The sequence below is a fragment of the Kitasatospora sp. NPDC001664 genome (assembly GCF_053596675.1).
In genome coordinates this window covers 1-25,562 of record NZ_JBSFGS010000002.1, presented here as the reverse complement: position 1 = coordinate 25,562, position 25,562 = coordinate 1, and the positions used below count along the sequence as shown (strand labels likewise).

The window sequence follows — 25,562 nt, the reverse complement described above, 5'->3', positions numbered from 1 at the left end:
TGTGCAGTGGCTCCTTCTGCCGCTTCCGCCCGCCTGGAAGTCGGTCAGCCCAGTGCCAACAGTCCCTCGGGGAGCCGCGAAGAAGCGTTGCCATTTGTCACCATCCTGCCAACGCGATCACAGGTCTAGGGCCACGTCGTCAGCGGACTCGACAGCAGCATTGCGCTCGACCTCGCTCAGCTCGCCGGCATTCAAGGTGAGGGCGTAGTGCTGCTTCGGGTCGAAGTCTGCGAACTGGTCAACCCGGTCCAGAACGTCACCGACCAACTTCTTGAGGAACACCCGTGGCGCTACCCCAACGCGGCCCCCGAGCCCGCCGGCCACGGACAGCGCGAGATCGCCGACATACGCATCGTCGACCATCATGGCGACGTGGGCGGGGTCGCCGGCACCGCCAAGGTAGATGTCCCTCACCCGTCCGCCCACCTCGCGGAGCGAGTCGAGCGTGAAGCCTGGCAGCCGGATCTGTACGGCACGGGGGTTGTCGAAGCGCGCATCGGTCGTGAAGTCGGCCGCCAATCGCTGTGCCAGGGGCGAGAGGCGTTGAACGCCTTGCGTGCCTTCGAAGAAGGCGGGGGTGCCGGTAATGAGCAGGTAGAGACCCGGAAAGCGCCCGGAATCGACCTCGTCGATGAGCTGGCGAAGCGCATTGAGGGCCTTCTCTCGTACGTCCGACCGCACCCTCTGCAGCGTCTCGATCTCGTCGAGGACAATGAGTAGGCCAGGATGTCCCGAGTCGCGCAAGACGGTTAGCAGCCCCTGGAGGAAGCCGAACGCTCCGAAGTGGTCAAGCTCCCCACGGACTCCCGCAGTGCGGCGCACGCCTGCGGCGACGTGCGGCTGGCCTCCGAGCCATGAGACCAGACCTTCAGCAGTCGCGATGTCCCCTGCCGCGACCGCTGCGTGATACGCCCTCAGGGCAGCGGCAAAGGCTGGAGTGGTCTGCGAGACCGAGGCGAGCCGCCGCTCCAGTACGTCCTCGACGTTGCCCCCGGATTCCTGCTCCAACGCGAAGAGCCACGCATCGAGAATCGGGCGGAACGCCGACGGTGGGAACTCCGCGGTCTGCAGAGACTCCGCGACGCGTCGGTACACGGTCTCAAGGCGGTGCAGCGGAGTCTCGGTCTCGGAGATCTGGACCTCGGCGACGGCCATGCCAAGCCGCTTCGCGCGCTCGCCCAGCCAGCGCGAGAAGAAGGTCTTGCCGGATCCGTATTCGCCTCGGACAGCCTTGAAGACCGCCCCGCCTGAAGCCACAGCCTCCAGCTCCGCGTCCAGGGCCGCTTCGAAGCGGCCCAACCCGACGGCCAGGACGTCGAGGCCGTTGTGGGGGACGGTTCCACGACGTAGTGCATCGATAACCTCGCGGCGACGCCTCGGGCTCAGCGCAGTGCTCACTCGGTCACCTCAAACTGTTCCCGCAGCAGGACGAGATCCAGAACGACCGTGACCCCATCTGCGTCCCGGCTCAGGACTGGGTACTGCTCGACGTTGAGCAGGCGTTGGACCTGACCCAACGCTCCGTTGAACTGGACTGTGGCGATGCCGAGAGCGGCGGCGGCCGACTCGCTGTCGAGTCGGTTCGCTGGCGCCGCCAGGAGAGCTCGGAGAAGACCGCCGACCTGCTCGTCTTCGATCAGGACGCGTGTAGCGCGTGAACGCTGGTCGCGGTATGTGCGCGAGGCGATCACGGACGCGGCGAGGTCCTTGCGTCCCGCAGGAGCTGCAGGCGGCACGTCGAAGAGGGTGGGACCGCTATCTTCTGTGTCTCGACGGACCGGCTGCGTCGCTGGCTTGGCGGCGGCATCCTCGACAGCGACCGGTCCACGCCACCAGTCCGGCGACTGCGGTGGCGCGTACCGCCAGCCGTCAGGCTCGCTGGTGGGGGTCAGCACGCATACGGGAACGATCACTTCGGCTGGGGCCGCTCCCCCGTGGTAGCCAGCCTTGAGCGGCCCGTAACGCAGCCGCTCGTCGACGGCGAGCGTCGCGTCACCACCGTGCAGTAGGACTCGCTGGCCCTGGACGCGGATCTCGCCCTCGGTGGGGGCGGGCCCCGATGCCCCGGGACGGGAGCGGTTGCTGGAAGCGCCTGGGATGGACAGGCTCCGCCCGTCGCGCCGCTCTATCACATGTCCGTGGTCAGAGGTCAGCACGACGAGTCGTCCCGACCGGCGTGCCGCGTCGAGCAACGGGCGTAGGTGTTTGACGTTGCTTGCGTTCCAGGCCGTCCCGCCGGGGTCGGACCGGTCGAGTGCATCGTCGATCGTGTTGAGTACGCAGGCAACAAGCCGGGTTCCGTTGACGTCATTGATGGCCGCAGTGACGTCGTGCCCCAGCTCGAAGCCGGCCTCGCTGGTGTCGAGCGGCTGCTTGTGGAACAGAGCACTGTGAATTCCGGCAGCCCGGCAAAGGGCAGCGAAGCCGTCGCGCTCCTCCGCTTGGCCGCCGTCCCGGTGTTCACCGCACAGGAGGCTTGTTCGCGAAACCCTGGTCAGAGTCGGCAGCAATGCGAGTGCAGTGCCTCGGCGGTCGCCTCCCTTGGGCACGCACTCCAGCCACGACTCGTATCGGTGCACCATGTCATCGACGACCTCGCTGGCGACAGCCAGGCTCATGCCATCGGCGATGACCAAGAGCACCGGCTGGACCTTCGCCAGAGGAAGCACTGTGCCGGTCATCACTTGCTCAAGGAAAGCGACCCCGTTGGGTGCAGGCCGCTGGTCAGCTTCATGGCGTGCGAGAGCCGTCGCGAAGCTGAGGTCGTGGGCGCTTCGCCGCAGCCGAGTGGCTGCGAGGACGGCGCGCAGACCTTGTGCCAGCCCTTCGTCCGAAACGCCCGTCCACACATCGTCCGCCGCGCGGTCGACCCATGCGTCGTGGTCGCGGTGTCGCACGACATAGCGGTCGAGCGGCTCCGCGGACAAGGTCTGCACCGGCCTGGCCAGCCATCGCGTCAGCCGAACAGCAGCGCGAGCACGAGGTACACGCAGTTCGTCCTGGTGGCTAGCCAGGGCATGCGCCTCAACTTCGGTGAGGGCATCTTCTATGGCCTGTAGCTGCCCGGGGTCTGCCAACGGTGCATCTGGGCCGTGGGCCTTGGCCCGGACGGAGGCTAGGTCGGTGGCAGCACGCAGTGCCTCGCCGAGGGCAGCAAGCCGAGAGGAGAGACCGCGGCGCAACAGGTTCGAAGCGCCGGCAAGCGACGCCGACTCCAGGGTTTCGAGAAGCGCCTCGGCACGTGCGAGCACGTGAGCAGCAGTGTCGCTGTCTCGAACGAGCAGGTCAGATGTGACGGCTTCGGCATCACTCGCCCAGGTGTGGAAGACCGGATCGGACAGTCGCTCTCCTAGCTGGGCGCGGAGGAGGGCCCGTGGCCCCGAGTCCAGACCCGAGCTGAGAACAGCCCTCGTCACGAGGCCGAGCGGTACCGCGTCGCGAGAGCGGTTGGCGCGCAGCAACGACGCGATGGCGCGTCCGGTGGCGCCGGTACGGCGCCCGATCCACTCAAGCAGGGCGTCAACAACTGTTTCACCCGCAAGAGACCGCAAATCGGCAAGGCGTGTGGTCGAACTCGGGTGGCTCGACCATGCGAGCACAGCGCCCGCGTCCAGGTCACTCCCCGGCTTGCCGAGGCCGAGCCGCACCGACGCCAGCGAGCTGAACGCATGGTCCGGCGTCAGGAGACCACCACGGGCGGGGGCCCATCCGCCGGCCGGGGCGGCCAGAAGGAGCCCGTTGGCGAGCTCACGGGGGTGCGAAGCGGTGACCAGCCGGTGGTCCACGCGGGTTGCGCCGAAACCGTCACGCACGGCGTCCCAAGGATCGGGTTGGCGCAGCCGCTTCCCGACGAAGTGCGCGGTGATGCCGAGTCCCAGGTCCTCAGTGTCCCGGTCGGTGAGAACGACGAGCCAGCGCTCCGGGGCACGACCGAGCAACGCCTCCCGGACGGCCAGGGCGGAGGGGCACGGTACGACTCTGACGGGCACGCCAGCGTGTTCGAACTCGGCAGGCCCGTCCCACTCCGGACGTGCGAGGACGCCGATCACGCCCCCGTCGAACTGCTTGCTGCGTGCCTGGTCAATGAGAGCGCGAACGACGGGCAGCGAGGCAGCGGTTGCCGTCACGACTCCACCCGCCATTCCACAACAACGTTCTCGCCCTCGTGCTCGTCGAGGAACGTGTGCAGTTCCTCGACTGCTGCATCGAGTTGGGCGCGTGAGGCGACCGTTCGGCGGGCTGCGGGCGCGGCAGGCCTGGTCGGGGCTGGCTTGGCAGGAGGCTCCGGAGTTTCGGTCGGCTCGGGCTTGGGCGAAGTCACCGCCCACTGGAAGGAGTCGTCCTCGGCTCGCTTGAGAGCAGGCACCAACGATTGGACCAGCTCATCCGCGAGCAGCGTGGCCCGCAGCCGGTCGAGGATGGCCTTGGCTCCCAACGCCCGCTCGTCGGCGCCCTTCGCAGCAGAGAGCAGCGGGCCCAGTCGGTCCCAGGAATACTCAGCGAGCGCCCTGGAGACGGTGCCGGCCGACCGCAAGGACTTGGCGACGGCCTCGTCTGTGGACGGAAGCACGGCACTGGCAAGAGTCTCGATCAGCGCGACCCTGTCGTGTGCGCCCTTCAGAGCGGTCACAAGATCGCGGGTTGCGGTTGCGGTGGCCAAGCGTCCAGTGGCTGGCGGCGTGATGCCGAGCCGGCGATATGCCTCTGTGACATGCTTCGTAAGGTCGCCGGCTTCTCCCAAGCAGCGGCCGACATCGTCGAGAACAACCTGCGCGAGTTCATTGACCGAGGAACCGGTAAGGAACGGGTTGCCAATCGCCGAGAAGATCACGCCTGCGCGATGAACGGCGGTCTCCCAGTCCCCACCGGAGGGCATCTTCTCGGGGCGGAGTTCAGCATCCGGAGTGAGGGTTCCCGGCGTGGGTGCAGGGACGAGGGGGCCCCCGTGTCGGTACCAAGCACGATTCTGCTGCACGGCCCAAGCGCAGATGATCAAGTCGGCGACTTCGGGACGCAGCCCGGCCGCTGGCTCGAGCGCTGCGATCCAGCCGCGCAGGGACTTCACCTGAACCGGATCCATCGGAGAGAGGCCGTCGCGGCCCATACCGCGCTCAAACTCCATGGCCCAGGGAAAGCGATCGGGTCCGAAGAGGAAGTGGGTCTCGCCCATGTAACCGACTCGAAGCGGGTTTGCGACGCGCCGCACGGCGTCACGGTGCCGCGGGTCGACGAAGGCTCGGCCGTCCTTCTCCCGGTGGGCGCTCTGCACGGCCGCCAGGACTGCGGAAATCTCGCTTGCCCGTACCTCCTTACCTTCGGGCTCGAATCGTGGGTGCCCCGGGAAGGTGGCAGAAAACGCCTGGTCGATCAAATTGTCAAACGCCGCGCCGAGATCGTGCCCCACAGGTGCGGCTGGCGTGAACTCCGGGTCCAGACTGACGAGGACGCGGTCGTGCCCCTCTTCGATCTCCAGCGTCCCGGGGACTACCGTGGCAGCTCCGTACGCCTGCTGCAGCGCGCGGCTGATCCGGTTACGCAGAGCGTCTCGCTGCGACTCAAGGATGATCCTGGCCTGTACGCGGTCAGGCTCAGCGAGATGGTTGGCATGTGAGGTCCATCGGTCGCCGGGGCCTCCGAGCAGCCAGTCAAGGACGACGAGACGTCCCAGATCGCTTCGCCGCTCACGAGCGATGAAATAGGGCACCCAGGCGAGGGTGTGACTCACCACACCGCGTGCCCTCAGCTCCTCAAGGCGGTCGAGGTCGTCGCGCGCGCTGCGGCCCGCCTCGTCGAACGGATAGTCGATGACGAAGCGCCAGGTGTCCGGTCCGGCCTCGAAGGCAGAGTCCGAGAGCCATGAACTGTCCCGGACGTTGCCGAAGATGACCTCGACATCGCGACGTGATCCGCGCCAGACCCGACTCTGGCGGGAGACCCCCGAGATATCGCCGTCGATGTCGGTGAGGCCGAAGGCTTCCCAAGCGAGCCTCTTCAGGGTCTCTCGGCGCCGCCCGTCGTTGTCCTCGCCCTTGGCCTTCTCGACGATCGACTCGTAGTCGACCTCCGAGATCCTCAGCCGGATAACCGGATCCTTCCTTCCGGCTTCGCGAGCAATCTGAATCTCGGGCACGTCTCCTGACCAGCGGTCAATCTTGCCCATGACGACGGAGGACTCTTTGCCGGGGAGAGGGCTGGTGATCGATCCGTGGTTAAGTGCGGCCAGCCGGGGCGCGGTGATCTCCTTGAGCGCCGGCACCTCGGGCGCCACTGCTGAGAGCACCAGAGTCTTGGCAAGCCGGTCGTCAGCCCGGAAGGGGTGCTTCGCCGGCAAAGCGGCTGCCTCGAACGGGGAAAGACCGTGTTCGCGCAACAACACCGGACGCAGCTTGTCGTAGTACAGGTTTCGAGCATTGTTGAAGCGGCCCGCCATCTCCGGTGTGAGCGCCTGGTTGCCATCGACGACGAAGTCGAAGACATCGCCGACGGGAATGACGTCGTCTACCGTCAGGGTGTCCCGCTGGCGTACCAAGAGTTGCTGCATCACCTTCAGGGCGGTGCGATCTCGCTGCATGGCCGACGCGAGGGTGCGCAGCGTGGAGACCAGCGCAGGCGAGAAAGGGTAGGTGCGGCGGAACGACTCCTGGTCCGCACCCCGGTTCTGCTCATCCGTGTTGACACCATCGAGGAGCACGTCCCAGACCTCAGGACGACGCTCCAGACGGCGGAAGGCATCGTCGATCGTTGCCTTCGCCGCATCGTCGATCGGCGAGAGCAGGCGCTTCTCAGCCACGAAGGGAAGGTTGTCGTCGCCCAGGACTATTGTGGCGAAGCGGCCCTCCTGGTGACGGAAGGCGCTGTCGATCGCCTCCATCTCGGAGCCCACACCACCGCTGGTGTCGTTGAAGTAGCGACGCAGGTCCATCTGCCGCGCTACGAAAGAGATGATCGGGATCGCACGCTCGCCCGTGCCGGTCTCGATAAACTTGGTGATCTTCTGTGCCTCGCGGCCGAAGAACTCCTTATTGCGCACGTTGAACGCGAGCCACAGCACCAGTTCATCAAGGAACATCACAACGGCGTCGTAGCCAAGCCTCTTGGCGTGCTGGGTGATCGCGAGCAGTCCCTCATCGATGGGGACGAACTCCGCCGTGTTGGTGTACGCGGTGAAGAAAGCTCGCACCAGAGCGGTCACCAGACCCTGGCGCGACTCGCTTCCCGGCGCGGCTTCGCGCGCCACAGCGTACGCCTCCGCGTCCCAGGTCGCAGTGCCCTCCAAGACTGCCGTCCACGGGTCGGCCTTTGAACCGCCACCGTGTTGGTTCAGAGCGGCGAAGAATGGGTCGTCGCCCAGACGAAGGCGCATCTGCTCACCATCGGTGAGAACGGAGTCGCCACGGTGGACAGCCGGCAGATCGGCATCGGGGTGCAGAGCCTGGACCTGCGCGACGTAGCCGCCAAGGATCGCATCCTCGATGCTCCTGGCATCGAGGAAGTGGTAGGCGAGCCGCAGGATCTTCTTGTCCTCGAGCTGCGTCTCGTGATGGGCGATGGCCGGGGCGAGCTCGCGCTTGGAGCGCGCGGCCGGGTCGTGGCCGAGCAGCGCGTGCAGCACAGCCATGAAGTGACTCTTACCCGAGCCGAACGAACCCGACAGAAACGCGGCTCGGCTCTGGCCATCGCGCAACGCCGCAGCCACGAGACCAAGCGATCGCTCGAATGCATCCGCGAGCGCGTCAGTGACGACGTACTGCTCGATGGTGCTGGCAAGGTGGCCCTTACCCACACCTTCGGTGAGCCGCAGGACGTAGTCATCATCCCCGGCGCTGCGCGGAATTTCGATTACGTCACGGAGGAAGGTGTTCATGAGGTCGCCTTTCGAGGCCGACCACCGCGGCGGGTGGGAGAGGGACGCCAAGCTGCGAGTTGTTCACGGGTCTTGCCGACCTGCGTGGCCAGCAAGTCGAGTTGCTCGCGGAAGAAATCCGCAGGCGAGACGCCGCCGTAGAACGGATCAGCGTCGATGTGCCACTGCTCGACCCAGGGCTGCAGCTCAGACAATCCTGCAACAAGGGGAACAAGCTGCTCGTCGGACCAACCATCGTTCTCGCGGTTCTGGACGAGCTGGGCGAGCGCAAGTGCCCTCTGCGCATAGTCCCACCCTGCCCAGCCAAGCACCGGAGTGGGATCGGTTTCCCGGCTTGCGTCGGGGTAAAGAATAAAGCGCTCCTTAGGTACGTCGAGTTTCCCGCGCTGCGTCCAATATTCTTTGCGCACAAAATCGCCCGCCGCGTACCTCGGCGGCGTTGCAATGGGGCCGACCTTCTCGCCAGAGTCCTCTCGACGCTGCAGCGCCCACGTATGCTCCCACGCGACACGCTTGCGAAGCCCTGATTCCTTGTAGCGGTAAGCTGCGAGAAATGGGACGGATTCCTCTGCAAGCAGTCGTTGCAGGCTGGTCGCAACTGAGATATCGGGGCGACCCTCCCATAGAGCAAGAACTGCAACTAGGCCCGAATCTCGGGCAACGTCATCCGCGAGGTGCCCGACGCTGCGCGGGGTGGGACGACCAGCAGCGTCGAACCAGAACCTCTCGTCCCCCAACCGGTCGAGGAGCCAGCTACGGAGGGCCCTTTCTTCCCGCTTCTCCCAAGGCTCGGGTTCCCAACGCCGCTTATATTCAGGCCTCTCAATAAGTCGAATATATGGGTTACCCTCGATAATCGCGATGCGACGCTCTACCAGAGCACGGTAGGAAGTTGGCCAGTGCTTGGGAAGCTCTGTGACTTGAGTTGACCCGTGACGGTCGAACCAGCCCGTTCCCTCATCGCCCTCTACCAAGCTGCGCGCAAGAACGATCTCAAATGCCCTCTCCCCCAGGGCTAGACCCGGCAGATCGCGACCTGTATAGGTGAGGTCTTCGTCCACGAGTCCATACAAACGATAGACTTCCCAGTCCATTTCTTCCTGGTGAGATACCATTGACGCTCGCGCCGCCTCACCAGCATGGCGAGCGGCGTCAAGGGTCTCGCGGGATGGTGCTCCGCCCTCGATAACAGCTGCCGGCGCGACAGCGTCGAGGCGTCTGGCGAGATCATCCATTGTGCGACCACGACCTACCGGAAGCGAAGTCGGCAGCGGGAGGTTTTGAAGAGTTGTTCCGGTGAACTCGTAGAAACGTTCCCAGTCATCGCTAGTGAAGCCGCCGCCTTCGCCGCGGATTCCCTTATCGTGACTATTTTGCTTCAGCCAGAAACAGGCAGTTGACGAGTTAAGCACCGAGAGCAACCCGAGAGAGTCATCTTCTCCGATTTCCTCTCGCAACTCCACCCGCAGACTGCTTGGCTTCTCTACAAGCCCCGCACGAGCCATGGCGAAATGATTATGCGTCGCAATCTTTGCGAAAGAAATATGCTGCCGAGAACGATCAGTAACACTAATCTGATGCCAGCTAAGCCAGTGTCGACCTGCAGCCCTATAATCTCCGTCGGCGAAAGTAGCGCGAGCCCACAACGGTGTGCGCCAGGGCCACAGGGCACGCTCCGTTTCCGGCCGAGGCATGGGCCGAGTCGCGGCACCGGATACTAGTACGATTTCCCCGGTCGCCGACATTTGCCAGTCGCGGATGCCATTTCCAGCATTGACTCCCGCAAGGTCTTCATCTGGCACGCCCAGGCGAGAGAAAGTGCCGGTATCCGCCGCGAGAGCTTCTTCAGCATGGCTGTCACCGAACATCCCAATTCGCCTAACGAGGCCTTTGACGCGTCGAGGAAGCGTCTCGATTTCATTAGTCAAATCGATGGCTCCGCCGCCACTGAGTGACCACGGGTGCTGCTCTAGCGAAGAACGGTGGAGATCAGTTACAGTCACCCAGTCATCGGAATAATCTGACTCGTTAACGTGCTCCGCAATCGACGACCAAACCTTGCCCTTTGTAGGGTCCTCGGGTCGTCCTGGCTCTCCCCTTCGCCCGAGCACTGCCCGCACGGTCGAGACCTTCGGTTCCTGGTTACGTCCAACCATGATGACCGTTGGCGTTCCGTGCCCTGGGATATATGCGCCGGACGTGTCCACAAGAAGTGTCAGGTCCTTGGTTGGGAAAAATTTCTCGACGAGCGGCTTCCCGAAGCGGCGTTGCATAAACGAGTTGCTGGTAATCTGGCCAACCCATCCCGCCTTGCGCCCAGCCTTGGCAAGGTCAAAGAAGCGCTCCATAAAGGGCACCGTAAAGACAAATGCACCCTTGCAGTAATTGTAGCGCCTGCGATAAGCGTCCTTGAGTGCCTTGTCCCTGATGGCAATATATGGAGGGTTTCCCACGACAACGTCGTATCGACCCTCTTGTAGGATGGAGCCAAGTAGGGCCAGATTCTCGGTCGGATAGCTGTGGCCGGCTAGGAAAGTCCCCGTGTTTTCCATGCCTGGCAAAGCGCCACTTTCGATGCCATGAAGCAGCGAGTCACCGACTGCTAGATGGTATTTGAACGCGGGCGCATCCTCTAGTTGCCTAACTCCTCCCGCGAGCAACGCGGCAACAGTAAGGCGGAATCGCGCAATCGCCACAGCAAAGGGGTTGAGATCGACACCATGGATAGCGTCAAGGGCCTTTTGTACGCGTGTCCACGCCTCTAGGTCAGGTGCTTCTCGGTGCCAACGATCAAGGATCCGGGAAAAAGCACCCAAAAGGAAGTGGCCAGATCCGCAAGTGGGGTCGATCAGCTTAAAGTCGGTGAGCGGGCGCTCAAGCAAGGCGGGGTCTAGAGTATGGTCGAGAATGAATTCCTCGACAAAAATTGGAGTCTGTTTCAACGCATAGCGTTCCTGGGCATGCAAGGAGAGGTTCTGATACAGGTCACCCAGAAATCGCGTGTCGAGGTCCGGGTCGGTGAGATCGCGCAGCAATTCCCCACCGTCACCGCGCTCACGCCAAAAGGAGAGCAGACGCGAGGCAGCATCGCCCGAGGGCGTTACCAGCCATAGCGCTGATGTCTCATCAACCAGGGATCGGGTCGCCGGCAGCTTTGCCAGATAGGCGATCGCCTCCTCGATCCATTCCCGGTCTGTAACGTCAGGGTTGGTGCGGGAAGTCTCACGCAGGAACTGGGCCTGAGCATCGAATGCTTCGTCTCGCCGGTGTTCCGGGCCGGAAATCCACACCGGTTTGACCAAGCTGTTGTCCTCAGTGAACCGAACGAAGACCGTCACCAGAACCCATGCCACCGCCGCTTGCGTGATTTGATCTTCCGACCACTCCTCCCACGATACCGTTGTGCGCGCGGCCTCCAGCGCATGCTGGTAATCGGCCCGCCATTGCTCGTGAGTCTCGGATCGAGTCATAACCCGCTTCCGCAGGTCGTCCTCAAGGCGGGACACCTCCGCCCTCAGCTCAGCCGTGAGGGTAGGGGACGCGGTCACGCTGAATCTCCTTCAGGCACGGGGGCGCTCAGCCAGTCATCGAGGCAGAGGAATTGTCCGCCATGAGTGAGAGGAACAGGGGCACGGTCGATCACTGCCGCTCGGTCAGTGTCGAGCGGCAGTAGCAGCCAGATCGCCTGGGAACGCCGGATAGTGATGTCGGCGAGCCGTGCCACGATGTCAAGTTGGCCGTAGCGTGCGAGCGGAGCAGCCTCGACGAGCAGGACCGGGCGAGTGCCCTCAGCAGCTCCCGCCACGGCCTCGGCGATCGCACGCTCGACAGCTGGGGACGCCTGCCGCACCAGGGCTGCCAAGCCTTGAGCATCCCGGCTGTTCGGCGCGGCGGCATCGGCTGCCTTGACGAGCTCCCAAGGGATTCCTGCTTCCTGAGCCTTCGACTGCAGCGCTGCAACCAGCACGGCGGTCACGTTTACCGTGACGGCTCCGTACTTGGAGACGAGCGCGTCAGCAATGGCGTCAAGTCCGCCCGAAGGTGCTCCGAGTGCAAGGAACGATCGACCGGCAACGCTCTGCGCGAGCTGGGCGTCTTCCCGCGTTGCCGTGCCGTCAGTCCGCTGCGCGAGCGAGATGCTGCGCGGTGCGAACATCGTCCGGCTCGCCAAGCTGGTGCTGTCGGCCCTGCGCGAGGGAATCGTGTATGCCTCACCGTCCCAGCTCAGCGGGAGTTTGGATTCGGCGATAATCTGGTCGAGCCGCGGCCTGTTAGGCAGGGGCGTCAGTTCAGGGAAGCGGGCCTGGACTCGCCGCTTAACGTCGGCGGCGGTGAGCTTCTGAGATGGCGCGAGACCGCCCAGGGCGATCCGGAGTGCGACCGCAGCATCGAGGTCGCGGTCGTGAAGCTCTCCTCGGCGCGAGGCTTGAGCGTGGGCCGACAATCTGGCGGCGATCTTGGCCAAGCGTGTGTCGTCGGGCGCGGAGACACCTTGAGGCCACAGCTGGCGCAGGCGAGTTGCGGCCCTGCCGACAGGCACAACGTGGTCACCGGCCGCTGTTGCAGCGGCGACAAGTTCGTCGGCCGCCGAACCGAGGGCATCAGCCGCTTCAAGAAGCGCGGGATCGGTGGCGAGCAGGACGCTCCGGCCACCGCGCCGACGCCGGCGGGACACCGGAGAAGCGTTGCCTCCGCCTCGTTCGACCACCTCCGCCCGCTCCAGCGCCGCGACGAGAAGACCCGCCACGATCCGGTGCTGCGCTGCGGTGGGAGTTTCGTCCTCGGGCTGCCCAGTATCGACGGACGTAGCCACCAGGATGTCGACTACGTCGTCTGCCGTGGCGATCCCGCCCAGCACGGTCAAGGCTTCAGTTGCACGAGCCAGAACGCCATCAAGATGGCTACGCACAGCGGGGCTGTCTGCCCACGCTTCCTGCACGGTGGAGAGCACGTTCGACGCCTGCGGGGCTCCAGCGAGCCCACAAGCTGCTGCAAATTCAACTCTCGTGGCGAACGCCTCGGCCCCCGACACAAGACCGAGCAGTACCCGGGCCGCGCGGCGGCGTCCGGTAGCGCGGGCAGATCCAGCGGCCTGAACGAGAACCTCGGCCGTGTACGCCGGATCAGCAAGCGGATCATCCACGTCTCGCATGGCCGCGGAGGGCACGGCGCCCGTCGTCAGCTCCGCTGCGAAACGTTCGCGCCACTGCTTGGCCCTGGAGCGCACCTCCCGCCGTGTGACGTCAGCAACACCGACCAGCCGCGACAGCTTGCCCGGGTCCGCCAGCGCCAGATCGGCGACCGTCGCGAGGCCCAACGGCTCCAACGCAGACAGCGCTCGGGCAGAGAGGCCAGCCTCCGAGAGCGACATTTCCGGCTCCGCGGCGGCAGCGCGCGCATCAGCGTCTGCCGGCGGAGCAGTGTCAGTGCTGGTGAAGACCGCCCGCCAGGCGGTAAGCATCTCGGCTGCGGTGTGATGCCGCTGCCGGAAGTCGCGGCTGAGTGCGGTCCGGAAGAAGTCCGTGAGTTGGTCGGTCAGGCTTGGGTCGAAGGCACCGGGCGCTAGGGTGACCTCATCACGGATAACAGACGGGTCGGAGAGCCCGTCACCGTACACGGGCGCGCGACCGGTCGCCATCTCGTAGAGCGTGACCGCTGCCGCGTATCGCTCGGCCGCAGAGTCCCAGTTGGGGCGCAGATGCGTCCCAAGGAACGGATCCAGGTATGGGGGCGTCCCAGCCTCGATGGACGCGGCGCCCGCGCGCGAGAGCGAGAAGTCGAAGAGGACCAGGTGCTTGGCTCGGTCCGAGCGCTGCTCGCGGATACCGAGATTGGCGGGCTTGATGTCACGGTGATCGACCGCTGCCCTGTCCAACCCGACGAGCGCCTCGAGCAGGTCTGTGCCCCAACGGTCGAGGAGGTCGAGCGAAAGCCGGGTTCGCTCCCGGAGCGCGTCGGCGAGGGTCTCGTCACCTGCGCTCTCCAACAGGAGCGCGGTGCGCCTGCCGACGCGGAGTGTCTGCTCGTCGACGAGCCGGACGATCCGCGGATGATCGATCCTCCGAAGCGTCCGCAGCACCTCGGCTTCGTCCGCAAGCCTGCGGGCGGCGGCATCGTCTCGGGCGACTTTGAGGACCCGACGCTCGTCACCGTTGTCCCGGTCAGCAACGAGCAGGCCCACTGCGGTGGAGCCTGAGCCGAGACGTCGGAGCAGTTCGAAGCGCCGGCCGATCAGCGTGCCAGGCGCAGCCTCGAGAGGGTCACCATCGGCGCCTGCGCCGGGTGAGGAGACTTCCCGGTCGACGTCGTCGAGCAGGGCGAGGAACGCCTGCATGTCGCGCAGTCGCTTGCTGACAACCGGTCGGGTGGCCTCAAGGACGAGACGGCGGAGTGACCCAGGCACTCCCGGAACGTCGACGGTCAGGTCGAGCCCACCGTCGCGGTTGAGTCGCTCGCGCAGGTCCGCGATGTCCGTGGCCGGAGGCTGCCCCGCGACGAGGTGGTAGGCGACCGCACCGAGCGCGAACACGTCCAACCGGATCCGGTCTGCAGCCGGATCCCAACGCCCCTCGGGCGCGAGGTACGCCTCGGCATGCCGACGTTCGGGGTCGTCGGAGGAGCCTTCCTCCAGGGCGCGCATGATCCGCGTCGCCGCACCATGAGAAGGACGCGTGGCAGTGGAAGGGTCGTCCCGGCCGGCCACCTGCCAGCCGCCGAGCCGGACCTTCACCTCACTCAGGGTGGTCCGTACCTGCACTGCAGCCGGGGTGAGCCCCCGGTGTACGACGTGGTTGCGGTGTGCGTAGGCGAGCACCTCCGCCAGCTGCCGGATGACCGACACCTGCGCGTTGATCGACGCACTCCCCTGCTGGTCATCCAGCCAGAGATCAAGCCGCTGGGCCTCTCTGTCGTCCGGGAAGACCAGCCCCACCCCAATCTCGTCCTCGACGAGGTCGCGGGGCAGCAGCAGCCCGTCATGCTGCAGCCGACGCGTAAGGGCGTACTCACGCTCGATGAGCTGGCGGGTGGCCTGGCGCTGTTCCTCAGAGGCCCCGGGAGGAGTCACCATGAATCGGATACGCGCGGGGTCGTGAGCGATCCGATGCTCGGCGGGCCATTCCTGCCAGTCCGCGCCCTCCGAGTCGGGCTGTCCTACCAGCCGCCACGAGCCGACCTGGTGCTCACGCCGCCGGGCGAAGCCGATTCGCTCGAAGAGGGCGGGAAGCAGATCATCGTGCTCGATCAGCTTCGGCTTCCGACGCGCTCCAAGTGGTTCGAGCAGGCGGTCGGCGATGCTCGGCAGACCGCTACGGCTCTGCTGGCCGTCAAGGCCGAAGAGGTCAGTGCGATCGCCGGGCGCAAGATCACAACGACCGTCCGGCGCGTGAAGGAAGATGGACTCTTGGATGTAGGGAACCTCGCGCCCGTCCAGCTGTGGGGCCAAGTCGCGAAGCGCATCCTTGATCAGCGATGACAGGCGTTGAGCCTTACGGCGAACCTGCGGAAGTGGCGAATCCTCGCTGCGGCGGTTGCGCTGCCAGGTGTAGGCGTTGCCCGTGATCGTCCCGCGGTAGTGCTTCAGCTCAACAAGGTGAAGGCGCCCCTCGCCCAGCACAAGGAGATCGACCTCGTGCCACTTGCCCTGTCGGTCGCGGAACTCGAAGTTGCTCCACGCATGGAACGGTGCCCGATCCGGCAGTAGCTCGCGCACGTGGGCAAGGCCAGCGCGCTCGTGCGGGAACTCCGACTCGCTGACCTCATGCCAGCGAGGACTGTCAGCACGCACGCCCGTCCCCACATCCGCGACTCGTGGGCACTGGTCGCATCCACACTCCTGAATTGCACTCGCCCTGCATCTTGTCAGAGATCACCGACAAATGCTGGCCTTGGGTGCACACCTCGCCCATGCCCCCGCGTGTACCTTTCCTCACACCCGCCTCGATCCCGACTCCTATTCTGCCAGCCAGGACGGACTGCCGTCAGGCTAAAAGTGAGGGCCCGGCTGGGGCTGTGCCGGGCGCGGCTGGACGACCTGACGAGGCGCCTCGACCGGATCCGGCTGCGTTCGGGTCTGAACTGGTTGCGATTGTCGAACCGAATGATCAGCGCGCGGCTGCGTCGCTCGCGCAGTCAGTCGACCGGCTTGCCCACCCCGCTGGAGGACCCGCTCACGGTGGGCTTGGCGCTCGGCCTGGCGGCCGGCTCGGCGGCGCTCGGAGAGGGTTGGCTGGCGCCGCTCCTCCACCTGCAGCTGCTTGGGCTGGGCGGCCTCGATGGTCAGCTGGCGCCGCTCGGCGAGCACCGCGCCGAGCTGTTCGGCGACGGGCTGCTGGGCCAGCGCCGCGTCGTCCAGGTACGGGCGGCCGGCAAGCCAGGTGGCCCCCGTCCGCGCGGAGACGGTACGCAAGATCTCGGCCTGGTCAGCCTCGGACAGGGCACGGTAGACGTCGGCGGCGAGCTGGCGGCGGGCCTGCTGGTCGGCGTTCGCGGTGGTGACCAGTGGAGCGGTCGGCACGGTGGCGATGCGCCGGGCGGCCATAGCGGCTGCGGTGGCCTGCCAGTAGGCGTGGTGGCCGGTGCGGCCCTCCTCGATGTAGGGGCCGGCGGGCTGGGCAGCGTTGTCGTCGGTGACCTTGTACTGGTCACGGTAGGCGGCGACGATGGCAAGCTGACGCTGCCACTGGGCGTACTGGGTGGGGTCCTGCGGGGCTTCGCCGAGAGCCTGGCTCCACGCCGGGCGGTTCTCCACGGTGCGGTCGGCGAGCACCAAGACGCGGTTGGCGATCAGGGCGGCGCTATCGGTGAGGTACTGGTGGTGGAGCGGGTTGGCCGTGGTGCAGCGCGGGACGGCGCTGATCCAGGCCGGGAGGTCGGCTCGGCCGGAGGCGGCGCGGGTGTGGGCGAGTGCCTGCTGCTGGGCGTGCTGGAGCAGTTCGGGCAGCGCGGTGCGGCCGGTCGCCTCGGAGAGGGCGGTCTCCGCGGTGGTGCCGGTGTTCTCGATAGCCTTGAGGGTCCAGGCGAGGGTGCGCCACAGCTCGGTTTCGGCGCGTTCGCTCTGCTGCTCGGCTGCGGCCGGGGTGTTGGTGGCGAGGTGTCGGCCGATGCGCCAGGCGAGGACCTGGCTGAGGCTGTCGGCGCCGGTGAGCGGGCGGCTCTGGGCGGCCTGGCGTAGCAGGGTGGCGGGTTCGTGGCCGGCGGTCTCGGCGCGGCGCAGGGCGGCGGTGAGGGCGAGCCAGGTGTTCTCGTTGCGGACGCGGATGGCGTGCTCGGGGCCGAGGATGTCAGCGACGAGGGCCTGGTGGCGCAGGGCTGCGGGCGTGTTCTGGTGGGCTTCGGGGATGCCGTCGGCGGCCAGAGTGGTTCGGGCGGCGCGGGTCAGGGCGGTGACCGGGTCGCTGGTGTTGGTGGCCTGGGTGGCGGCGATGGTGAGTAGGGCGGTGGTGTCGTGGCCGGTGCGCTCGGCGGCGGCCAGGGCTCCGGCGAGGTGGGGCCACTGTGGGTGGGCGGTGACCTTGTCGGTGGTGGTGTTGAGTGCGATGGCGGCGGCGTCGGCGTAGCGGTTGAGGGTGTCAGTGGAGACGTGCAGGTGCGCGTCGGCGGCCTGTGCGGCAGCGGGTGCGACGCGCAGGACGGCCGGCTCGGTGGTCGCGGTCTCGGGGTCGAGGCGGTGGGCGGGCAGGCCGGTGAGCTGGGCGACCAGGGTGGCGTAGCGGGTGGTGTCGGCGGTGGTGGGTGCGTTGAGGTGGGCGGGGGCGGGGCGGTCTTCGGTGATGGTGTTCAGGCGCCAGGCGAGGGCCTGGGCCGGGGAGTCGGCGGGGTTGAGGTCGCCGCGCCAGGTGGCGGCGGCGAGCAGGCGCTCGGGCTGCCAGCCGGCGGCTTCGGCGCCTCGCAGGGCGCGGGTGACGGCGGTCATGGCGTCGTCGGTGGTGATCTGCTCGGCGAGGGTGGGGCCGAGGAGTCGGTGGATGAGCTGGTAGTAGTAGGGGGCGGTGAGGGTCTCGATGGCGTGCTGGTGGCGGGGCGCGAGGGTGGCCAGGGAGACGGATTCTTCCTGGGCGCTGCGGATGGTCTCGGTGGCGGAGAGCTGGGCGCCTTCGCGGCCAAGGACGCGCTCCAGCACCTCGCGGGCGGCGAAGCTGTTGGGGTCGTTCTTGGGCTGGTCGAGCTGTTCGTCGGTGTCGAACAGCAGCAGGTCGTGGGTGGCGGTGTAGAGGGTGGTGGTGTGGCGGGCGCGGGTGAGCTGGACGTACAGCTCCTCGCGGGTGGTGTCGTCGGTGACCAGGGGGTGGGCGGTGTCGACGGTGCCGCCTTGGGAGCGGGTGATGGTGGAGGCGTAGAGCAGCTGGACGTTGGCTGCGACGTAGTCGGCGGGCAAGGTGAGGCGTCCGCGGTGGCCCAGGTGGCGGACCTTCAGGGAGCCGTCCTCGTGGTGCTTGAGGACCTGCCAGGCGTCGCCGTTCTTGACGAAGTCGGCGCCCCGGTTGGTGGTGATCTTGCGGTTGTTGTCGCGGGTGACGATCCAGTCGCCGCGGCCCGCGCGGTTGCCGTCGCGCAGCAGGACGCCGTCGGTCTCGACCTGGCCGGCGGCCACGCGGTCCTCGCGGGCGCGGGCGGACAGGGCGGTGACATCGGTGCCGGTGCGGGCGCTGATCAGGGTGGTGCGGCCGGCGAGCATGTCGGCCTTCCAGCCCTCGTAGGCGGCTTCGACCATGGCGGTGCGCGAGCCGCTGATCACCCGCTGGTTGGCGAAGTAGAAGTCCAGCCCGGCGGCGTCGCCGGTGCGGATCTTGAGGGTGGCGGCGGCTTCGGCCTGGTTGCTGAAGCGGTGGAGGGTGGTGAGTTCGACGGCGCCGGCTTCGGCGGCGATCAGCCGCAGCGCGCCGCCCGCTTCGACGGAGCCGAGCTGGCGGTAGTCGCCGAGCAGGCGCACGCTCGCGCCGTGCTCGGCGGCGATGCGGGTGAGGCGGTCCAGGTTCAGGGTGCCCGCCATCCCGGCCTCGTCCACCAGGACGACGTCACCCGGGCTCAGCACGAAGCCGGCCCGGTTCAACGGCACGTTCTGGCCGGTGCTGAGCTGGGCGGCCCAGGTGCCGCCGGTGTGCTCCCAGAGGAACTTGTGGAGGTTCTCGGCGGGCTGCTTGAGGTCGCGGGCGAGGACGGCGGCGGAGGCTGCGGAGGTGGCGAGCGGGACGACGCGCCGGCCGGCCTGGTTGGCGACGTGGACGTACGCCTGCATCGCGGTGGTCTTGCCGGAGCCGGCCGGGCCGAGGCCCAGGGAGACCAGCCGGGTGTCGGTGGCGAACGCGGTGACGAGGGCGCGCTGGCCCTCGTCCAGGGCGCGGTGGCGGGCCTCGAAGCCGTCGATCGCGGCGCCGACGAACGCCGGGTTCAGGCCCTCGCGAACGGGGGTGAGGGCCGCTGTGACTAGGCGGCGCTCGGCGTCCAGGATGGCGGTGCTGGTGTAGCGGGTGGAGGCGTGCCGGACGAACACGGAGTCGCCGTTGGCCCGGCGCAGCTCCTCCGGCTCGTCGAGCAGCGCGGGGGCGTCCACGCGGACGCTGTGGGCCGGTGAGACGGCCTCGGTGACGATCGCCTCGACCAGCCGCCGGTGCTCGGCGGCATCGGTGGTGGGGTGCTCGGAGCGGGCCAGGCGCTCGGCGTGGGCGCGCAGGTTCCACACCGTCCACACCGCGCGCTCCTCGCCGACGGCGGTGATCACGGCGGCGGCCAGGGTGGGAATCTCGACCGGCTTCGCTTCCTCCCGGGCGGCAGCAGGGGTGCTTTCGGGCGCGGGGACGGCCGCCATCACGCGCCGGACGACGTCCTGGCCGTGGGCGGCGGTGACGGTGTGGGTCCAGTCGGCGCGCATCTCTTCAAGGGAGCGGGCGGCCTTCTTGCCCTCGCGGGTGTCGAGGTTGGCCTGGCGGGCGAGCTGGTGGGTCATGCCGCGGGAGGGGTCGTGCCCGTGGTCGCGCCGGTACTCCCGAAGGAGCTGCTCGTAGCGGGCTTCGATCTCGGTCCGGCGGGAGGAGAAGTGCGTGATCGCCTCGGTGGGGACGCCGGCGATCTCGCGCACCGGCTGGCGCTTGGCCACCGCGTCCTCGCGGGCCTCGAAGGTCACACCGAGCCGGGCGGTCAGCTCCGTCTCGAACCGCGAGTTGTAGAACTCGGAGGCCGCCACCGTCATCGCCAGCAGGCCGCGAGCGTCCAGCGAACGCCACTTCCCGTCGGCGCCCTGGATCTTGTTGGCGACGACGACGTGGGTGTGCAGGTTGGGGTCGCCGGCCCGGGAGTCGTAGTGGTCGAACGCGACGGCGACCAGGCCCTTGGTGTCGATCTGGGCCTGGCCGGTGCTACCGGTGCGGGTGTGCGCGGCGTGCTCCTCCAGCAGCTCCAGCGCGGCGTCGCGGGCGGCCTCGTGGGCCTCGCGGACCGCGGCGCGGACCTCCGGTCGCTCGTCCAGCGCCCACAGCACCGCGGCGGACTTCACCGGGGCGAAGACCAGGTCGAACCCGGCGACGGCGGCGCGCTGGCGGCGGGACTCCTCCTGCTGGACCTTCTTGACCTCGGCGCTGGTCGGGGTGCGCCGGGTCTCCTTCTCGATGACGGCCAGGCGCCGCTCGACGCGCTCGGCGAACGGATCGAGGGGCTCGTACTCGGGGTACTTGCGGCCGAGGGTGGCGGCCTTGATCGCGGCCACCTGGACGGCCTTGAGCTGGTCCTCGTCCATGTCGGCGCGCACGTTGGCGGCCAGGTGCTCGGCGATGAGGCGTTCGGCGTCCGGGTGCTGGCCCAGGCCGAACAGGTGCTTCATCTGCTGCTCGGTGACGGTGGTCCCGTCGAGTCCGAGCAGGGGCGCGCCGCGGCCGAGCCAGACGCCGGCCGGGTTGCCCTTCTGGGTGTAGTACTCCTCGGCGGACTGACCCCGCTGACGCTGCACGTCGCCGCCCGCGACCTGGCGCGTCAGGTAGGTGTAGCCGTTGCCGGCGGTGAGCTTGTGGATGGTCATCAACACGACCACCCCCAGCTTTCCGATACCCGGGTGAGGGTAGGCGCGGCAGCTATTCGAGCCGCCGTTTCACCTGCCTCACCAAATGCCATGTGAGCACTTTAGCCCCGCGCAGCGGACCATGCCCAGAATATCTGCAAGAGGTGTCTGGATGGCTTCGAGCGGAGCAGATGGCGATGCCAAGAATCCTCGAACCATCACCCTGACCTGCAGATTTGATGGAATCTCGGCAACGAAAGGATGATTTTCCTGTCATTCATGTCTCGATATTTATCGTTACTTATCAGGGATTCTCAGCCATAAGGACAAGGGGTTTACGAGCTGGGCTTTTCTAGCTAGAGTCACGGCCAGAAAGGGCCACTCGCTCCTTCTGATCCGAGTTGCCTCTGGCCACTGCAGAGCAACGGATCCGATCCCCATCGACTCCCTGGGATGCCGCCCCTGTGACGAACCGTGAACCTCGTACTGCTCACGCCGACGCGCCGCTCGCGCAACTGCTCCGCTCGCGCCCTGGATATGTGCCGCCGACAGTCGGCGAGCGGGTGATCGTTGTCGCAGACCTGCTGGCACCCAGTCGCCATCCGCGCGCCGTGATGAACCTGCTCCGGTTCGTTGGCGACTGGCAGCCGGACCGTGTAGTTGTCATGACCGCCAGCCAACACGGTTCGACTCACAAGGGCTCCGAATGCGCCACGAGCACCCTCGCTCGCCTGCGCGCTATCTACTCAGGAGACATCGTCGTCCAAGCCGGGGCTGGAGCCGGCAGAGACGCCCTGACAGTCGGCTCGTGTTCGTGCTGGCGCCCAGTCATCTCTGATCTAGGTCTTGCGGTCACCGCCGGAATCCACCCGGTCGCACCGGGGTGGCTGAGCCTCAGCGCGACCGGCCCCGGTGCCAACCGCTATCCGGGCGCGCTCGCCATTCTGCTCGCTCGCGGGTTCGGACACTCCATCATCTGCAGCGGAACCAGCGGCCTCGCACTGATCGGAGAGATCCCGACCGGCGATCCGACGGCCGACACTCTCTGGGGCTTCGAGATCGGAACGCTTCGCCGCACTTCACCCTCGATAGCCTCGTCATTCCGCCCGGCGATGGGCTTCGGAGTGGTCGACTCAACGACCGGCATCGCCGAGCCCACCGCCATCGCAATCTCGCGCAGTGGGGCATTCACGTTCGACGGGGTCACCTACGCCGCGTAGCGGCTGTCCTGCACAGCGGCGATCTGGGCCCGGCAGCATGCGACGTACGCTCGCAGGCCGTCGGTACCAGCCCAACAGTTCCCTGTGGCGGCGTCTGACTACATGACTGCATCCAGGTACACCTGCACCGGCTCGAACAGGCCGTACGGAACGAACTCGGGGATCTGCTCGTGGGCGATCCACGCCAGCGCACCCAGCTCCTCGGTGTCGACCACCGTGGCCGTGCCGCTGACCACCTCGCAGGCGGTGTACGACATCTGCCGACCGGTCTTCGGGTGAACGCGCTCACCGAGCGGGCGGACGGCCTTCACCGTCAGGCCGACTTCCTCGGCGGTCTCGCGGACAGCAGCTGCCTCCGGCGATTCGCCGGCCTCGACCTCACCGGCCGGGAACTGCCACGACAGCTCACCCTCCTTGACCCGCCGCTGGACTATCAGGACGCGGCCGTCCTGGACCACGATGGCGGCGGCGATGCCCGGCTTCGTGCTGGTCGGCTCAGTCATTCTGGGGCTCCTCCAGGGCGGCCAGGATGGGCGGGAAGATCGTATCGACGGGGATGAACCGAGGCACCGCGTTTCGCGGAACCCACATCACGTCGGCGTTCTCGATCTTGTCCTGGTTCTGGGCCTCGCCCACCAGGTACTCGGCGAGGAAGTACTCGCACCACACACCGGTGGACGGGTGGAGCCGGCCGCCGAGGTCTTGGCGCACGGCGCAGTGAACGCCGGTCTCCTCCAGCGTCTCGCGGACGGCCGCCGAGGCTGGACTGCCACCCGGCTTGATCACCCCGGCCGGGAACTGCCAACGGATGCCAACGGACTCGTCGTCCCGGCGGCAGACGAGCAGCACGTCCGCACCGCGGACCACCACTGCGACGGCCACCCGCAAGGCCTGGGCGGCCTGGCTGCCGGTGGACTCGGTGAGCAGCAGCGCGAACCGCTTCTGCGCGGCGGGCGCCGCGGCTTCCAGGGCTTGGTCGAGGAGCTGGTGCATCTCGGTGCGCGGGAGGAGTTCCGGGCTCTTGTGCCAGCTGGCCACCGTGCGGACCGCGATGCCCAGCCGGGCGGCGAACGCCTCGTTGGTGTCGCGCAGCGCCTCCTGGAGCCAGCAGGCGGATCTGCCTGTCCAGCTGACCACCACGTCCACCTGCTGCCCCTCCCCGAGCTTCGAGCTGACTGGTTGGCTACGCCTTGCTCTTGGCTTCGAGCATCGGGCGCAACAGCCGCAGCGGGGTACTCCAGTCGTACTGGTCACGGCCACCGCCGGCCTTCGGCTTGTGCGGGACGTAGTCGCCGAACAGCACGCCTATGGCCTTCAGCCGCTCGACGTTGGCCGCGTAGGCCGGGTGGGCGGCCTGGGCGGAGTTGACGTACGGCTGGGCGACCACGGGGATGCCCAGGCCATACGACTCGGTGAGGATGCCGAGCAGCAGGGTGTCCGCGTGGCCGTCGGCCCACTTGTTGATCGTGTTGAACGTGGCGGGCGCGACGGCGATGGCGTCGGCCGGCGGCAGTGAGGCCGGTACGTCGGGCGTGCGCCAGACCGAGCGAATCGGGTAGCCGGTCTGCTGCTCGATGGCGGCCTGGTCGATGAACCCCATGGCGTTCGGGGTGGCCACCACGCCGACCCGCCAGCCCTCCTCTTGAGCCGCAGTGATCAGCTTGCTCACGTCGTCGGCGATGCCGGAGGCGCAGACGGCGACGTACAGGAAGGGCTGGTTGCTCAAGGTCGGACTCCCAACTCGCGGCTGAACTGGCGTAGCTCCGGCAAGGCACCGCGACGGTCGCGTGCCGTCATGTCGGCCACCAGCTCCCGGATGTCCGGGCGACGCCTGATGTCCTCAGCAGCGTGCCGTTCGGCGATGCGCAAGGCGCGGTAGCCCTCGGACAGTTTGCCCTGCTGGTTGAACGCCCTGGCAAGGTCCACCCACAAGGCGGCTTGTCGTTCCGGGGCTGGGATGCGACGGCGCAGCAGTGGCCTGGCCGCCTCGACGGCGGCGCCGGCGTCGCCCAAGGCCACCGCGGCCGACACCCGGTGCAGCGCCACGTTGGTTGGGCTGAAGTTCGCCCAGGCGTCCGGGTGATCGCGGTCGACGTACCGGGCCACTTCGTCTGCCTGGTCCAGCAGCTCCGTGGTGGTGGAGCGGTCGCCGCCGGTGCTTGCAGCGGTCACCCCACGCAGCAGCATCAGGCCGAACGCGGCGAGGTCTCCGGGTTCGCGCTGGTCGTAGTGGCTGCCGAGCTGGTCCGCGGTGTGCTGGACCATCGTGACGGCCGGTGCGGTGTGGCGTTCGCGGGCCATCAGGTGGGTCTGGACCCGGACACTGGAGGCCAGGACTATCGGGTTGCCGCTGCGCTCGGCCTCGCTCATCGCCCGCCCCACCGCGAGCCAGGCGTTGCCGGTGTCGCCGAGCTTGATCAACATGCTGACGGTGGTCTGGTAGGCGGTGGCGGCCATGCTGGCCAGCATCAGGCTGTCGGGCGCGTCGTGCTGAGCACGGCGAAGGTCGGTGAGCAGTGCGGGCAGCAGGGCTTCGAGTTCGGTGTAGCGGCAGCCGTAGAGCAGCCGGCGAGCCTTCGACAGCTCCTGACGAAGAGTGGCCTCGGCGAGCAGCTGCCGGTCGGCGAGGCCACTCGCCGTGGGCAGGAGGGCTTGGACCAGCTCCAGGCTGGCGGTGTGAGGGCGGGCAGCTGGGACCGCGAGAGCTGCCACGCTGGCTGCCAGGAAGCCTCGACGCTGCATGTCGTCCGTCCTGAGATCCGTGCTGCTGGGGGAGGCGGTCAGGCCCAGGCTTTCCAAGGGAATATCGAGTTCCGCCGCGACGGCTCGCAAGATCCGTACGTCGTTGGTGCCGACGCCCTTCTCCAGCCGACTCAGCTTCGACTGGTGGTAGCCCAGCTTGGAAGCCACATCGTGTTGCGACCGGGCAGCGATCACCCGGGCGCGACGGATCACCGATCCGATCTGGCGTGCGTCGATGGCCGCGGGGACCGCCTCCGACATGACTCCTCCTGCCACCCTCAGCCTGCCTGGCGAAGGCCGCGCCGGCCGATCTGGATCAAGATGCTATGCACGATCTGCATAGCTCATGCAGAACATGCGACAAGGCGGACCAGCCTGCTACCTCGTGGAGTTGACTTGGCCTCAGCCACGCCAGCCCTGAGAGGAGCAGCTCATGCCACCGAACCGTCGCCCGCCGCCCGCCGGTCGGCTTGCTGCACCGCGAGTGCACCGTCGCCGCACTGTGACGGCATGGTGCGAAGTGGGTGGCAGTTCCAGACTTAGAAGACATCTCATTTGGGTGGGTTGAGTAGACTCCGGGCATGCTGATCGTTGAGCGGCTGGTGCCGGACGAGCTGTGGGAGTTGTTCCAGTTGGTGGTGCCGGACGCTCCGGTGCGCCCGCAGGGTGGTGGCCGGCGGCGCCACGGGGACCGCGAGGTGCTGGCGGCGATCGTGTTCGTCGCGACCTCGGGGTGTACGTGGGCTCA

General features: G+C 67.3%; 12 protein-coding genes. 2 read left to right on the top strand and 10 right to left on the bottom strand.

Going from position 1 to position 25,562, the window contains the following annotated elements:
- Nucleotides 1-117: 117 nt before the first annotated feature.
- From brxD to mobF, 6 genes are all read right to left on the bottom strand, one after another.
- Entirely contained in the window at nt 118-1,398 is a 1,281-nt protein-coding gene (gene brxD, locus ACWCYY_RS02450) for a BREX system ATP-binding protein BrxD (protein WP_449794856.1), read from the bottom strand.
- Nucleotides 1,395-4,127 (bottom strand): BREX-2 system phosphatase PglZ, encoded by a 2,733-nt coding sequence (gene pglZ, locus ACWCYY_RS02445; protein WP_449794855.1) that lies wholly within the window; start codon nt 4,125-4,127, stop codon nt 1,395-1,397. The genes brxD and pglZ overlap by 4 nt, the downstream gene beginning before the upstream one ends.
- On the bottom strand, nt 4,124-7,864 hold the full coding sequence (locus ACWCYY_RS02440; protein ID WP_449794854.1) for a hypothetical protein: 3,741 nt from the start codon (nt 7,862-7,864) through the stop codon (nt 4,124-4,126). The genes pglZ and ACWCYY_RS02440 overlap by 4 nt, the downstream gene beginning before the upstream one ends.
- On the bottom strand, nt 7,861-11,412 hold the full coding sequence (gene pglX, locus ACWCYY_RS02435) for a BREX-2 system adenine-specific DNA-methyltransferase PglX (RefSeq protein ID WP_449794853.1): 3,552 nt from the start codon (nt 11,410-11,412) through the stop codon (nt 7,861-7,863). Before pglX ends, ACWCYY_RS02440 begins: the two co-directional genes overlap by 4 nt.
- The gene (gene pglW, locus ACWCYY_RS02430; RefSeq protein ID WP_449794852.1) at nt 11,409-15,650 is read right to left on the bottom strand and encodes a BREX system serine/threonine kinase PglW; all 4,242 of its coding nucleotides are present in this window, start codon (nt 15,648-15,650) and stop codon (nt 11,409-11,411) included. The genes pglX and pglW overlap by 4 nt, the downstream gene beginning before the upstream one ends.
- Nucleotides 15,651-15,848: 198 nt before the next feature.
- A complete protein-coding gene (gene mobF / locus ACWCYY_RS02425) occupies nt 15,849-20,873 on the bottom strand; it encodes a MobF family relaxase (protein ID WP_449794851.1) in 5,025 nt (1,674 codons plus the stop codon).
- A 443-nt stretch (nt 20,874-21,316) separates the two neighbouring features.
- Here mobF and ACWCYY_RS02420 point away from each other — a divergent pair, with 443 nt between their 5' ends.
- Nucleotides 21,317-22,072: a hypothetical protein gene (locus tag ACWCYY_RS02420; RefSeq protein ID WP_449794850.1), complete on the top strand. Its 756-nt coding sequence runs from the start codon at nt 21,317-21,319 to the stop codon at nt 22,070-22,072.
- 98 nt (nt 22,073-22,170) lie between these two features.
- Here ACWCYY_RS02420 and ACWCYY_RS02415 read toward each other — a convergent pair whose 3' ends face one another.
- The 4 genes from ACWCYY_RS02415 to ACWCYY_RS02400 are packed head-to-tail and all read right to left on the bottom strand — an operon-like array spanning nt 22,171 to nt 25,075.
- On the bottom strand, nt 22,171-22,575 hold the full coding sequence (locus tag ACWCYY_RS02415; protein ID WP_449794849.1) for an NUDIX hydrolase: 405 nt from the start codon (nt 22,573-22,575) through the stop codon (nt 22,171-22,173).
- Nucleotides 22,568-23,218, bottom strand: coding sequence for an NUDIX hydrolase (locus tag ACWCYY_RS02410; RefSeq protein ID WP_449794848.1), 651 nt, complete (start codon nt 23,216-23,218; stop codon nt 22,568-22,570). Before ACWCYY_RS02410 ends, ACWCYY_RS02415 begins: the two co-directional genes overlap by 8 nt.
- 37 nt (nt 23,219-23,255) lie before the next feature.
- Nucleotides 23,256-23,798, bottom strand: coding sequence for a flavoprotein (locus ACWCYY_RS02405; RefSeq protein WP_449794847.1), 543 nt, complete (start codon nt 23,796-23,798; stop codon nt 23,256-23,258).
- Nucleotides 23,795-25,075 (bottom strand): helix-turn-helix domain-containing protein, encoded by a 1,281-nt coding sequence (locus tag ACWCYY_RS02400; RefSeq protein ID WP_449794846.1) that lies wholly within the window; start codon nt 25,073-25,075, stop codon nt 23,795-23,797. Before ACWCYY_RS02400 ends, ACWCYY_RS02405 begins: the two co-directional genes overlap by 4 nt.
- 320 nt (nt 25,076-25,395) lie before the next feature.
- Between ACWCYY_RS02400 and ACWCYY_RS02395 the strand changes: the two genes are divergently transcribed.
- The coding region (locus ACWCYY_RS02395; RefSeq protein WP_449795115.1) for a transposase at nt 25,396-25,562 on the top strand (167 nt) is incomplete at its 3' end.

Excerpts from the sequence above, each read along its gene's own strand:
- ACWCYY_RS02440 (WP_449794854.1), bottom strand. The coding sequence starts at position 7,864 with ATGAACACCTTCCTCCGTGACGTAATCGAAATTCCGCGCAGCGCCGGG.
- ACWCYY_RS02415 (WP_449794849.1), bottom strand. The coding sequence starts at position 22,575 with ATGACTGAGCCGACCAGCACGAAGCCGGGCATCGCCGCCGCCATCGTG.
- mobF (WP_449794851.1), bottom strand. The coding sequence starts at position 20,873 with ATGACCATCCACAAGCTCACCGCCGGCAACGGCTACACCTACCTGACG.
- ACWCYY_RS02400 (WP_449794846.1), bottom strand. The coding sequence starts at position 25,075 with ATGTCGGAGGCGGTCCCCGCGGCCATCGACGCACGCCAGATCGGATCG.